Origin of the sequence: Burkholderia sp. Se-20373 (assembly GCF_017104705.1) — a bacterium.
Taxonomy (GTDB): Bacteria; Pseudomonadota; Gammaproteobacteria; order Burkholderiales; family Burkholderiaceae; genus Burkholderia.
The window spans coordinates 1-12,997 of the sequence record NZ_JAAGPH010000180.1 but is presented as its reverse complement, the minus strand read 5'-3'; the positions used below and the strand labels follow the sequence as shown (position 1 = coordinate 12,997).

The 12,997-nt window shown below is 67.5% G+C and carries 10 protein-coding genes and 3 pseudogenes; 2 read left to right on the top strand and 11 right to left on the bottom strand.

The window, feature by feature from the left end; translation table 11 throughout:
- Positions 1-409: pseudogene (locus G3N96_RS34135) on the top strand (cation transporter); the annotation flags it as partial.
- Between the two features lie 155 nt (positions 410-564).
- Here G3N96_RS34135 and G3N96_RS34130 read toward each other — a convergent pair.
- From G3N96_RS34130 to G3N96_RS34095, 8 genes and pseudogenes are all read right to left on the bottom strand, one after another.
- Complete coding sequence (locus G3N96_RS34130) at positions 565-951, bottom strand: DUF3022 domain-containing protein (RefSeq protein WP_206139931.1); 387 nt, start codon at positions 949-951, stop codon at positions 565-567.
- Positions 948-1,109: a DUF1328 domain-containing protein gene (locus G3N96_RS34125; RefSeq protein ID WP_011349711.1), complete on the bottom strand. Its 162-nt coding sequence runs from the start codon at positions 1,107-1,109 to the stop codon at positions 948-950. The genes G3N96_RS34130 and G3N96_RS34125 overlap by 4 nt, the downstream gene beginning before the upstream one ends.
- 46 nt (positions 1,110-1,155) lie before the next feature.
- Positions 1,156-1,344, bottom strand: a complete 189-nt coding sequence (locus tag G3N96_RS34120; protein WP_206139932.1) for a DUF3008 family protein — start codon at positions 1,342-1,344, stop codon at positions 1,156-1,158.
- Between the two features lie 77 nt (positions 1,345-1,421).
- On the bottom strand, positions 1,422-2,882 hold the full coding sequence (locus G3N96_RS34115; RefSeq protein ID WP_206139930.1) for an RNA polymerase factor sigma-54: 1,461 nt from the start codon (positions 2,880-2,882) through the stop codon (positions 1,422-1,424).
- A gap of 123 nt (positions 2,883-3,005) precedes the next feature.
- Positions 3,006-4,913, bottom strand: a pseudogene (gene sctC, locus G3N96_RS34110) (type III secretion system outer membrane ring subunit SctC); the annotation flags it as partial.
- The gene (gene sctS / locus G3N96_RS34105; RefSeq protein WP_006480854.1) at positions 4,913-5,191 is read right to left on the bottom strand and encodes a type III secretion system export apparatus subunit SctS; all 279 of its coding nucleotides are present in this window, start codon (positions 5,189-5,191) and stop codon (positions 4,913-4,915) included. The pseudogene sctC and the gene sctS, both read right to left, overlap by 1 nt.
- Positions 5,188-7,395, bottom strand: a complete 2,208-nt coding sequence (sctV, locus tag G3N96_RS34100; protein ID WP_206139929.1) for a type III secretion system export apparatus subunit SctV — start codon at positions 7,393-7,395, stop codon at positions 5,188-5,190. The genes sctS and sctV overlap by 4 nt, the downstream gene beginning before the upstream one ends.
- 234 nt (positions 7,396-7,629) lie before the next feature.
- Positions 7,630-8,478 carry an autoinducer binding domain-containing protein gene (locus tag G3N96_RS34095; RefSeq protein ID WP_124578208.1) on the bottom strand — a complete coding sequence of 283 codons (849 nt, stop codon included), beginning with the start codon at positions 8,476-8,478 and terminating at the stop codon, positions 7,630-7,632.
- A 283-nt stretch (positions 8,479-8,761) separates the two neighbouring features.
- On the opposite strand from G3N96_RS34095, the gene G3N96_RS34090 reads away from it, so the two are divergent.
- Positions 8,762-9,667, top strand: a complete 906-nt coding sequence (locus G3N96_RS34090) for a LuxR family transcriptional regulator (RefSeq protein ID WP_124578210.1) — start codon at positions 8,762-8,764, stop codon at positions 9,665-9,667.
- A 127-nt stretch (positions 9,668-9,794) separates the two neighbouring features.
- Here G3N96_RS34090 and G3N96_RS34085 read toward each other — a convergent pair whose 3' ends face one another.
- The 3 genes and pseudogenes from G3N96_RS34085 to G3N96_RS39480 form a co-directional block, all read right to left on the bottom strand.
- A complete protein-coding gene (locus tag G3N96_RS34085; RefSeq protein ID WP_089427047.1) occupies positions 9,795-11,441 on the bottom strand; it encodes an Nramp family divalent metal transporter in 1,647 nt (548 codons plus the stop codon).
- 121 nt (positions 11,442-11,562) lie between these two features.
- Positions 11,563-11,700 carry a hypothetical protein gene (locus G3N96_RS34080; protein ID WP_185634142.1) on the bottom strand — a complete coding sequence of 46 codons (138 nt, stop codon included), beginning with the start codon at positions 11,698-11,700 and terminating at the stop codon, positions 11,563-11,565.
- Between the two features lie 1,086 nt (positions 11,701-12,786).
- Positions 12,787-12,997 (bottom strand): annotated as a pseudogene (locus G3N96_RS39480) (hypothetical protein); the annotation flags it as partial.

Here is a 12,997-nt window from a genome sequence, read left to right as displayed (position 1 = left end):
CATGGCCGAATCGGTGCTCGGCTTCACGATCGAACTCGAACGGATCGCCGAAGCCATCGTGATGACGATGATCGGCAGCGTGCTCATGAAACTGCCGGGCCCGCTGCTGACGTGGGGCGCGGCCTCGCTGGCCGTCGTGCTGTTCGTCGTCGTGCGCCCGCTCGCGGTGCTGGTCACGCTCACCGGCTCGCGCGCGACGCATGCGCAGCGACGGCTGATGGCGTGGTTCGGCATCCGCGGAATCGGCTCGTTCTACTACCTGCTGTTCGCGCTCGAACACGGGCCCGCCGCCGCGGTGCGCCCGCTCGCGGCCCCCGTGCTGGCCGTCGTGTCGGCATCGGTGATCGCGCACGGGATCACCGCGACGCCGCTGATGAACTGGTATTACCGGCTGCAGCATCGGCGCTGACGCGTGCATGACGATGCGCGCGGCCACCGCACTCGGGCCGCCACGCAGGTGGTGGCGCCGGGGTGCGTGAGGGAAGCATCGACATGCGCTCGCCGCGTTCGGGATGCAGCCGCCACGCGGATCGCCGCGTCGTCACCCTGCGAACGGCAACGGCGTCAGGGCGCGCGCAGCGCCGCGTCGAGTTCGGCGCGCGTCACGTCGAGCGCGACGTTGCATTCGATCGCCGCCTCCTCGACGCGCGGCTTGCGCTCGTCCACCGCGCGTCGCGCGCGGTCGCACAGAACCGTGCGCACGCGCAGCCGGTCGTCCGCGCCGAGCGACGCATAGCGCGTGATCACGTCCGGCTCGAACCGCAGGTCGACCGTGCAGCGCCATTCGCGCGCGTCCTCGTCGGACGGCACGCGCACCCACGACACCTGGATCGTCAGCCGCCCGGACGCGTCGTCCGACTGCGCGACGACGGTCGATTCCGACGGAAAACCGTTCGCGAGCGCATGCTCGAGTTCCGCGATGCGCTGCGACCGGCCGGGTGCGCCGCTCATCGTCGCACGACGCCCAGCAGCAGCGTGACGAGGAAGATCACGACGAAGATGTAGAACAGGATCTTCGCGATCTCGGCCGCGCCGGCCGCGATGCCGCCGAAGCCGAACACGGCCGCGACGATCGCGATGATGAAGAAGATGACGGCGTATCGCAGCATGGATACCTCCTGGATGGCAGCAGTGGTCAATACACGTCGTCGCCGGTCACGCATCGTGCTTGTGCTCCGGTTTGCCGCGTCTCGGCGTGGACGCCATTTTTTCGCGCGCCTGTTCGCTCATCGACTTGGCCATCGGCTTCGCCGGCGGCACGAGGTCCCGCATTTTCGTGTGGCCGCGTCTGGTCGACAGCGCGGCGCCCGCCGCGCGCTGCCGGGCCTGGAACTTTGCCGGCAGGGTTGCGCGCCGGTCGTGGGCGCACGCGTCGACGCGACGGTCGGCACGTGCACGCGACGGGTTCGCCCGGGCCGCCGTCATGCGGCGTCGCGGCGCCGCAGGTCGGCCGGCGGAATCTTCATCGCCTGGCGATACTTCGTCACCGTGCGACGCGCGAGCAGGATGCCGCGGCCCGCGAGGTTCTGCGCGAGCGTGACGTCGGACAGCGGATCGGTGTGCCGCTCGGCCGCGATCATGTCGCGGATCAGCACCTTCGCGGCCGCCGCCGAGCACACGCCCTTGCCGGCCGCCTCGAGCTTGCGCGGGAAGAAATGCTTGAACTCGAACGTGCCGTGCGGCGTGGCCATGTACTTGTTGCCCGTCGCGCGCGATACCGTCGATTCGTGCAGGTCGAGCTCCTCGGCGATGTCGCGCAGCACGAGCGGCTTCATCGCGATCTCGCCGTAGCGGAAGAAATCGCGCTGCCGCGCGACGATGCATTCGCCGACGCGCTGGATCGTCTCGAAGCGCTTCTGCACGTTGCGGATCAGCCAGCGCGCTTCCTGCAGCTGCTGGCCGAGCGGCGAATCGCGTTCCCCGCTCGACTGCGCGAACAGCGTCGCATAGCGTTCATGCAGCCGCGCGCGCGGCAGCACGGCCGGGTTGATCGTCACGATCCACTCGTCGCGCACCTGGCGCACGATCACGTCGGGCACCACGTAGTCGCCGCGCGTGCTGCCGTAATGATTGCCGGGGCGCGGGTCGAGCCCGCGCACCAGCGCGCAGGCCGCCTGCAGCGTCGGCGCGTCGCAGCCGAGCCGCCGCTGGATCTCGGCCGTCTCGCGGCGGGCCAGACGCTCGAGATGCTCGCGCGCGATCGCTTTCGCTTCCGCGAGTGCCGGCGTGCCGGCCGGAATCGCGTCGAGTTGCAGCACGAGACACTCGGACAGCGAGCGCGCGGCCAGGCCCGGACGGTCGAGCATCTGCACGAGCCGCAGGGCAACCGCGAGATCCTGCTCGGAGAGCAGCAGCGCGGGGTCGGCCGCGACCAGCAGTTCGCCCAGTTCCTGGCGCAGGTAACCGTCATCGTCGAGCGCGTCGATCACGATGCGCGCCGCTTCGCGGTCCCGCCGGTTCAACGGATAGAGCCGCAACGCATCGTGCAACTGCTGATTCAACGACGGCTCCGCGGCCAGCCATTCGCCGGGCGACTGGCCGCCCGCCTCGTCGCCCTGCCGGCTCGTGCCGTGCGGCGTGGGCGCGGCCGTCAACGACACTTCGGACACGTCGGGCACTTCGGGGGCTTCGCCGTCCTGCGGGCGAGCGTCGTCGGGCTGGGGTGCCGTTTCGGGCGCGGCCGCCTCGGCCGGCTGCCCGGAGGCGTCGGCGGCAGCCTCCTCGTCTCCCTGGCCATCCTCGAGAAACGGATTCTGATCGAGCGCCTGCCGCAATTCCTGTTGAAATTCGAGCGAGGACAACTGCAGCAACCGCAGCGACTGCTGAAGCCTCGGCGTAAGTGCCAGATGCTGTCGCATCTGCAGCGCAAGCGAGACGGACATCGAAGGTCCTCCTGACGTTTCACGGGTTTCGTTTCGTATTCGGTCAGGAATAACGCAGCTTCCATGCCAGGCGGCCCGATCGCACCGCGTCGCGGGTCACGCGGGTTCGTACCCCGTCTTGCGAACCGCGACGTCGTTGTCCGGCGGGCGGTACATCGACATCCCTTCCGGGTTGGCCGGCCCGTCGGCGCCCGGGTTCACCGGCGAGCCGTCGGGCGCATACATCGACGCGGTCGTCACCACGCGCGGCGTCAACAGGTAGAACCGCTCCATGTGGTTGCCCGACTTGTCGGTGTACTTGAACAGGTTGCCGATCAGCGGAATGTCGGACAGCCAGGGCACGCCGCTCTTGTTCAGCCTCACCTCGTCGTCGTTGAAGCCCGCGATCAGCAGGCTCTTGCCTTCGTCGATCATCGTCTTGGTGACGATGTTGCGCTGCTGGATCACCGGCACGTTCGACACGGCCTGCCCCGGCACGATGTTGCCGTCCTGGATGTCGATCGACATCATCACGCTCTGCGGATTGCCCGACACGGCGGCCGCGTTGCGGATCGCCTCGTCGACGATCATCGGCGTCACCTTGATGCTCGTGCCCGTCGTCACGCTGTACAGCGACGAATCCTGGTAGCCCGGCACCTGCACGTAGAACTGCGTGAGGTTCTCGAGGATCGCCTCGGTGTTGTCGAGCGCGAGCACCTTCGGCTTCGATCGCAGTTGCGCCTGCCCTTTCTGCGCGAGCGCGTTCACGCGCGTGAGCAGGTAGTTGCGCAGCGACCCGCCGATCGACGCGGTCAGCGCGATGCCGGTCGGCATGAAGGTGCCCGTCTGTCCGGTTTCCGACGTGCCGATCCCGAACGTCAGCGGCGGATTGCCGACGCCGTTGTACTGCGTGTTGCCGTTCAGCGGGTTCTGGCCATTGCCGATCTGCACGTCGCCATGCGTCGTGTGCAGGCGCCAGTCGATCCCGAGGCTGTCGAGCGAATCCTCGTTGATGTCGATGATCGTCACGTTGATCTCGACGATGCGCGGCCGCTCGTCGAGCTGGCCGATCAGCGACTGGTAGCGGTACATGTTCTCCGGCAGGTCGCGCACGATCACCGCGTTGATCGCCGGATCGGCGACGATCTGCGGCAGCGTGTCGCCGCCGCTGTTCGAGAACGGCGAGAACCCGCCGCCCATGCTGCCGTCGCCGGCATAGCCGCCCGAACGCGGGCCGCCGGAGATATCGGGAAAATCGAGGCGCGGCACCGCGATCGTCAGCCCGGAGCCGAGCTTCACCTGGCGCGCGGCCTGCCCGAGCGACGGGCTCGACGGCGCCGCGGTCGTGTCGCCCACCTTGCCGAACAGCCGCCGCAGGATCGTCGCGACGCCCGGCACCGTCACTTCCTTGCCCGAGCGGTTGATCGTGAAATCCGACGCCCAGCCGTACTTGAGCCGGAACGCGCGGATATCCGCATGCGCGCCGTTCGCCGACGGATCGCCGACCGAGCCCACCGCCTGCCGCACGAGTTCGACATAGCGGCGCGGGCCGGCCACGTACACGCTGTTCGCGCGGTCGTTGATCACCAGCGTGTAGCGCTTGTCGGGGATCTGCATCGCCTGCAGCGCGCGGCCGATTTCACCGGAGGCATTCGGCGGAATCGGGATCATCTGCGTCTGCGACTGATCGGCCGGATCGACGTACAGGAACGAACCGTCGTAGTACCAGGTCAGGCCGTAGGTCGAGCAGATGGTGTCGAGCGTCTGCTGCGGCGTACCGGAGAAGCGGCCGCTGATCACGCCGTCGACCTTCGGGTCGACCACCGCCGTCACGCCCTGCGACGACGCCAGCTCGCGGATGAAGTCGCCGATCTTCTTGCCGTTCGCGACGATCGTGAACGGCTTGTTGCGCCAGCGCAGGTCCGCGGCGCGCGCGGGCTGCGCGGGCGCCATGCACAGCGATGCCGCGAGCAGCGCGGTCGCGCACACGGCAAGCGCGGCCCGTTGCAGGCTGCGCGGTTGAAACCGGATCGAGGCGACGCGTCGACGCATCAAAGGACTCCTGTGGAAGAAACGAACATGCGTTCCAGCGCCTGCTGCGCGAAGCGCAGCACTTCGCCGCCGAGCCAGCCCGACAGCAGCACGAGGGCGACCATCACGGCGATCAGCCGCACCGCGATGCCGATATTGGCGTCCTGCACCTGCGTGACGGCCTGCAGGATCGCGACGACGAGGCCGGTCACGGTGGCGATCAGCACGATCGGCAGCGACAGCAGCAGCACGAGCATCAGCGCCTGGCGCGTCAGGTCGAGGATCGTCGAGCTCGTCATTGCACGGCTCCCGGCACGCGCACGTCGGCGCCCGCGCCGACCGTCCCGTCGTCCGGCGGGTTCTTGACCCAGCCGACCGTGTGCAGTTGCACGTCCTCCTCGACCTCCTGGTACGACAGCACCGCGAGGTCGGGCAGCACCGGCTGCAGGATCGTCTTCACGTAGCGGCGCGCGCCGAGCGCGACCATCACCGCGAGCCGCGCGGCGCCCTGCGCCGTGCCGTGGCCGCCGGGGCCGGCCGCCTGCGCGGCCTGCACGATCGCGCGCACCTGCTCGCCGATGTCCTGCTTGACCGCGCTCGACAGCGCGAGGAAATTGCCCTGCTTCGTGCGCATCACAGCACGCTCGATCCGCTCCTGCAGGTTCTGCTCGAACAGCACGACCCGCAACTGGCGCGTCGTGCCCGCATGGCGGTCGGTGATCATCCGGCGCAAGTCGACACGCACGAGCTCGACCAGCGCGATCACGTCGTCGGGCTCGTTCGGCGCCCAGGTGATCAGGCTCTCGAAGATCACGCGCAAATTGCGGATCGGCACCTGTTCCGCCAGCAGCCGCCGCAGCACCTCGGTCACGCGCTGCAGCGGCACGAGGCGCGTCAGTTCGCCGACGAGCTCCGGATGGTCGCGGCGCACCAGGTGCACGAGCGCCTGCGTCTCCTGGATGCCGAGCAGCTCGTCCGCGTGCTGGCGCACGATCTGCTCGACGTGCGCGGCGAGCGCGCTTTCGCTCGACAGCCACTTGCCGTCGGGCGCGGCGCCGTCGGGCTTGATCCACAGCGCGGTCGCGAACGGGCCGAATGCTTCGGCCGGCTGGCGCTCCGCGCGCTCAGGCAGCGGCGCGACGCCGTCCCACAGCAGCCAGCCCGGCTTCAGCGCGCCTTGCGCGGCAAGCACGTCCTGCAGGTAGATCCGGTACGTGCCGGCCGCCGCGCCTTCGTCGTCGTTCAGCGTGATGCGCGGAAACACCGTGCCGATGTCCGCGTCCACGCGCGCCTTCGCGCTCGACAGCGCGGCCTGCAGGTGCGCCAGGTTCAGGCTCGTGCGCAGGTCGTCGGACAGCGACACCGCGATCAGCGACGTGACGCCGGCCGCATGCGACACCTTCGCGGGCTGGCCGTCGTCGGCCGCGCCGACGCGCCCCGCGACATGAATCAGGTTGAAGCTCGGCGCGGCCGTCTTGCGCCTGAGCTGCGAGAACGCGAACGCGCCGAGGCCGAGCGCGATCAGCGCGAACGACCATTTCGGAAACCCGGGCACGACGAGGAAGCCGCTCAGCACGAACGCCGCGATCAGCAATGCGCGCGGATGCGCGCCCAGCTGCTCGCCGAGCTGTTCGCCGAGCTGGCGCTGCCGCGCATCGCGCGTCGCGACGCGCGTCGTGACGATGCCGGCCGCGATCGACACGAGCAGCGACGGGATCTGCGACGCCATCCCGTCGCCGACCGTCAGGATCGCGTAACGTTGCAGCGCGTCGCCGATATCCATCCCGTGCATCAGCGTGCCGACCGCGATCCCCGCGACGATGTTGATGAAGGCGATCACGAGGCCCGCGATCGCGTCCCCCTTCACGAACTTCATCGCGCCGTCCATCGCGCCGTGCATCTGCGATTCCTGCTCGAGCTTCTCGCGGCGTTCGCGCGCTTCGTCGGCACTGATGATGCCCGCGCGCAGGTCCGCGTCGATGCTCATCTGCTTGCCCGGCATCGCATCGAGCGAGAAGCGCGCACCGACCTCGGCCACCCGCTCCGAGCCCTTCGCGATCACGATGAACTGCACGACGGCGATCACCAGGAACACCACGCCGCCCACCACGACGTTGTTGCCGACCACGAGCCGCCCGAACGCGTCGATCACGTGGCCCGCGTTCGCGTGCAGCAGGATCAGCTTGCACGACGCGATGTTCAGCGCGAGACGGAACAGCGTCGTGAACAGCAGCAGCGCGGGAAACGACGAGAAGCTGACCGCCGACGGCACGTAGGTCGACACCGTCAGCAACACGACGCTCGCGGCGAGATTCAGCGAGATCATCCCGTCGAGCGCGGCCTGCGGCAGCGGCAGGATGAACAGCGCGACGACGGCGACGATGAATGTCGCGAGGAACAGGTCGGCGCGCGGCGACGCGCCCCCGAGACGCCGCCCGGACACGCCGCGGCCAGCGGAAAACAACCGCTGCCAGTCGCGGGGGAGCGCCTTCGGTTCTGCCATCGTGCCGTTGTCCTGTCGTTGTTGCCGGCTGGCACGGGCAACCCTGCCCCATGTCGCACGGACCGTTGAATGGGACGAGTGTAGCGACGGGGAACGACGGAAAAAGGGACGCGCCTCGTAGCGTGAAAGCGCGTTTTCCGGCGGCGATCGAATCGGACTACGAAACCCGGCGGCGCGTTTCGGCACGCGCCGCCGGAACCGCTTCCATCGCGCGCCGGGCCGCCGGCGCGCGCGTCAGGCGGACGTCAGGTCGGACGGCAGGCGCCGTGCGGCGAGGTACGCGAGTTGCGCGCGGTTCTGCACGTTGAAGAGTTTTTCGAGCGAGCGGATATGGTGGCCGACCTTGTGCAGCGACGTGCGCAGCGCGCTCGCGATCTCCTGGTCGGACAGCCCGTGCACGAGCCGGTCGAGCACCTGCTGCTGCTCGTCGCCGAGTGCGAAGCCGCGCATGCGCGCGATGCGCGCCTCGAGGAACGGCAGCGCGACCCGATGCACGGCCAGGCTCACCGACAGCGCGCCGCCGATCACGCGATCGTCGATCCAGTCGGTGCCGTGCGTCTCCGACGTCACGTTCACCGCGACACGCAGGTCGAGGCGCGGCGCCGACAGGCCGAAGATCACGCCGCTGTTCATCGCATGCGCGCGCAGATGGCCGGCCAGCGCCAGCACCTTGCGGTCGCCGCTGCCCTGCGCGGCCGCCTCGATCTCGTCGAGCCGCCACGCGACCGGAAAGCCGCTCTGCCGCACCTGCGCGAACCGCGGGTCGCTTTCGTAGAGCATGCCCTCGATAAACGGCTGCATGAACGTCGCGGGGGCAAGATCGCGCAGCAGGTGCGCGCACAGGATGCGCCGCCCGATCATTTCATACGCACCGTAACCGAGCGTGCTGAATCCGATTTGCCGCAATCGCGCGTGGCATTGCGCGAAATCGACTGGTGCGAAGTCGGATTTACCGGGCGCAATTGGGATGCCGGTAAAAAAGTCGCGTTCGATTGCCTGATATTCGCTCGAATAAGCGGCAGCAGCCGTTATATCGGCTTGTGAGAACCATTCGACGCGTGGTGCGCCGTCAGCATGTGTCATGAGGAGCCCGCCCTTTCCCAATATGTGAAACTGCGCCCCGTCACGATCTGGTCTTTTCTTTATGATTTTCTGGTCGTCGTTATATGCGTGCGAGTATGGATCTTTCGCCGCCATTCGTATTACGGCATATTACGCAGATACGAGCATTTTTGTACAATGCCCCCGCGTTTCGTCAGGGATGACGATCGGCGCATATCAAAACGATGCTCGATCGCACCGCCGTGAATGCCGTACACGATACGGCCGCCGCCAGGCGATGCGCGTCGATTCCGAGGGATGGCTCATGTCCGATATTGCATTGCATGAAGAAGCGGTCGCCCCAACCTTTTCCCGCCCGTCGCGCGGGTTGAACACAGGCGCGGATGCGCTGCGGGAGCGCGCCGTGCAGGTCGTCTGGTGCGACGACGTGAAACGCGGCGACGTCGCGCAACCGCACGCGCCGAAGCTCGGCGTCGCCGATACGCTCGCGCACGCGCAGAGCACGGCCGAGCGCAACCGGATCGTCACGAGCCTGCTGCATCTGACGGGCTTCTCGACGTTCGCGTACTTCGCGCTCGAATTCGCGCGCGAGCGGGTCGAAAGCCTGTACCTGCACGAAGCCTTCACGCCGGCGACCTATCGCGGCGACTACGTACGGCACAACCACCACGACATCGATCCGCGCACGCTCGGCGCACGCGTCTGCAACATGCCGATCGTGTGGGACCTGCAGCAGTTGCGTCGCGAACACCGCGAGCGCGACGACGGCCCGCGCGTGACGCCGGCCGCGCTCGACGGCTTCCTGCAGACGATGCAGGACGACGGGATGTGCAGCGGCATCATGTATTCGATGGCCGTGCCCGGCACGCGGCTGCATGCGTTCATGAGCTTCACCGCGCCACGCCGCACGCGCGAATGGATCACGCCGGCGACGATCGAGCAGGCGCTGTCGATCGGGCTGTCGGTGCACAAGTTCGCGTCGCCGCAGTTGATCTCGACGTCGCGCGAGCGCGCGGTGAACGGGCTCACGCCGTTCGAGCAGGAACTGCTGCTCGGCATCGCCGAAGGCGCCTCCGACAAGGAGATCGGCCGGCGCCTCGACACCAGCGCGCACAACGTCGACTATCACCTGCGCAAGCTGCGCAAGCGCTTCGGCGTCGCGAACCGGATCCAGCTCACTTACCTGACGTCGAAGCTCGAGCTGATCTGACGGTCGCGCGGCGTGCGCGGCCTGTCGCACGCGGACGCGTAAACGCCCATGCCGGCCACGAAGGCCGGCATGGGCGGGTTGCGGCGCGGTGCCGGGTCCGGCGCCGCCTCCTGGAAGACGACCTGCGTTACTTCAGCAGCGTCATCTGCACCACCTTGACGATCACGAGACCGACCGCGATCACCAGATAGCCGCGCAGCACGGCCATCCAGATTCGCGTCACGACCGTCATGTTCTGCGGCTCGAGCGTGTCGAGCGGCGGCATGCGCCACGTGTCGCGCAACGAGCGATCGACGGCCGGCTCGACCACGCGCTTGTTGCGGCGGATCAATACCGTGGCGATATAGCCCGTGATCGCGAGCACGGTGCCGCCGACCAGCACGTCGACGATCGCTTCGCCGCTGATATCCGGATACATCACCGATGCCGTGAGGATGATCGACAGCAGCACGAGCACCCAGATCACCGCGCCGGTGAACACGTTGAGCTTCGTCGAGTTGACCCACGGGCCGAGCACCTGGCGGTCGTTGCACAGCACCAGCAGGAACACCGTCGCGCTCGGCAGCAGCACGCCCGCGAGCGTCTGCACGGCTTCGGTCAGCAGGCCGAGCGGGCTGCCCGGAATCAGCACGAGCGTGGCCGCGGCCGCGACGATGCCGAAATACACGAGATAGAAGCCCTTCGCATCGGACACGCCGCGGTGCAGCGAGTGGCGGATCTTGAACACGTCGCCGATCGCATAGGCCGTCGACAGCGATACGGCCGCCGCGCCGATGATGCATGCGTCGAGCAGCGCCACCGCGAACAGCGTCGCGCTCGTGCGGCCCGCATACTTCTCGAGGCCGGCGATGATACCGCCCGCATCGGTGAAGTTGCCGGCTTCCGGATGCCCATTGAACAGCGCAGCGCTGAACCCGATCATCGCGACCGCGCCGATCAGCACGAACACGATGCCGATCCACAGGTCGGCCTTCTCATACTTCATGAAGCGCGGCGTGATGCGCTTGTCGATCACGTAGCTCTGCTGGAAGAACAGCTGCCATGGCGCAACCGTCGTGCCGACGATGCCGATCACGAGGAGCATCACGTCCGACAGCTTCGCGTGCGCGGGCCAGTTCGGCACGAAGAAATCGCGCGACATCTGCGCGACGGGCGGATGGATCGACACGAGCACCGGCACGAGCAGCAGGCTCAGCACGCACAGCCCGATCGCGAACCGCTCGAAGCGCCTGAAATCCCCGGTGCTCACCGCGGCCATGGTCAACGCCGCGGCCACGCACACGCCGGCCACCTTCGGCAGCCCGAAGAAATCCAGCACGAACGTGATGCCGATGAACTCGGTGACGATGGTGAGCGCATTGAGCAGGAACAGGTCGATCACGCTGAACGCGCCCCAGAACTTGCCGAAGCGCTCGAAGATCAGGCGGGCATGGCCGACGCCCGTGACCGCGCCGAGGCGCAGCACCATTTCTTGGTTCACATACAGCACGGGCACGAGCAGCAGCAGCGTCCACAGCAGCGTCGTGCCGTAATTCTGGCCAGCCTGCGTGTAGGTGCCGAATGCACCGGCGTCGTTGTCGCCGACCATCACGATGAGGCCCGGGCCGATGATCGCGAGCAACGTGCGCAGGCGCGCCCACCACGTGCCGCGCGAGCCGGTGTCGTGATGCGCGATCGTACCGAGCGCACCGCGGATGTCGCCCAGGTGGGCTTCGTCGAGCACGGCGCTGCGTTCGACGGCGATCGGTGGAGAAACGTTGGATGGCGTGGACATGATGTGTTCCGTACGGCTAATGATTATGCGATGCGATGAGCGTGTGGCCTTGGAATGCGCACGCGGCGCCTGCCCTCGGGCAGTGGCACGTGCGCATGCCGAGACGCGCTCGGTGCGTCTTTCAGCGGATCAACGCTTTCAGCTGGTTCAACAGGCGGGAGAACACCCGCGGACGGGCGTCGAGCATCAGCATCGCGTCGTAGTCGTTGCGCGATTCCGTGACGTGCGGGAGATTCGACAGCAGAAGGCCGAAGTTCATGATCTGGCTCCGTGCGGCGACGGCAGGCTGCCGGCCGCGTGGTGGGCGCGGGGCCAGTCCGGGGCCTGAACGACGTGTCAGGCTAGTCGGCCGGATTGTCCCTGCGACCCGGGTTCAAAAGGGTCTGTGCGTGCAACGGGCATAAGGGACAACTGTCACTGTCGTTCATGGCGGCTCCTGTGCGGTGTTCCGGAGAACACGGTTGACCGCCGTCAGGCCTGCGGGCCGGCATTCGCGATGCCTGAAAAGGCGTGCGCGAACGCGGCCGCCAGCCAGGCGGCGGTGAAACCGGCGGGCGCATGCGAAAACGCATCACGCTAACCGGCGCGAATCAGGGTGCACGTAGGAATTTGCTGCGGAGTACTGCTGCGCGCACCGTTTGCCCGGGAGACAAACGGCGGCTTCGATGAGGCGCGGACGTTGGTCGCTCAGGCGGAAATTTCGTTCGAAGATCGACTACTGCAGGCGTCCAAGGCGGCGGCCCCAAGAGTGAAGATGGCGGATTCTATGGACGGCCCGAAAGTGAAGTCAACCCCTCCCAACCCCATTTCTCGAAATAAATTTCCCGCCTTGCGGCACTGAAAGATTTGCCCTTGAAACGACGTGCCGGAACCTTTCAGCACGTCATGATGCGGTCACGGTCCGATGTGTGCGAACAACGGTGTGGCGCCTCGTCGCCGCCGCGTCGTTCCGGCCTCGGGCCACGGCGGCGGCGCCGCGCTCACGGCGACACGCACGCCACACACCGCGCCTTTGACGCGCTTTTTACTTGCGCTGCAGCAAACGACGCGAATACAATCCGCCGCAATTCATCAAGGGAGTCCCTCCGTGGACACATGCTCTAGTTGCAGTTCGATGCCGGTCCAGGCCGGCCAAGCCATCGCGAGATAGCAGCCAGACGCATGTCTTTCGCCGCTAGCTCGCATTCGTCGGGTTAGCGCGCTTCCTCCCGGGCCGGTCATCGCCGGTTCGTCCGTTGCACGCTCCATTACGTTCCACCCTCCGATCGCAGGCCGCGTCATGCGCCCGCGCTCGACCACGTCGTCCGGCCCGAGCCGGACCGGACGGAGGCAGCGTCATGTTTTTTCAATCGTTCGCGGTCAGACTCAAGCGCATCGTGCATGTCGCATGCGACCGCTCGTTCGTCTCCGGCCTCTCGCCGCTCGCCCACGCCAGCGAAGCGCGCACCTCGGTACCGACGCCCTCTTTCATTCGCGTCGTCAGCCCGCGGATGGCAGCCGTCGCCATCAGGTAGCCCGTCGCATGGTCGATCGCCTGAACGGGCAAGTTCACCGGC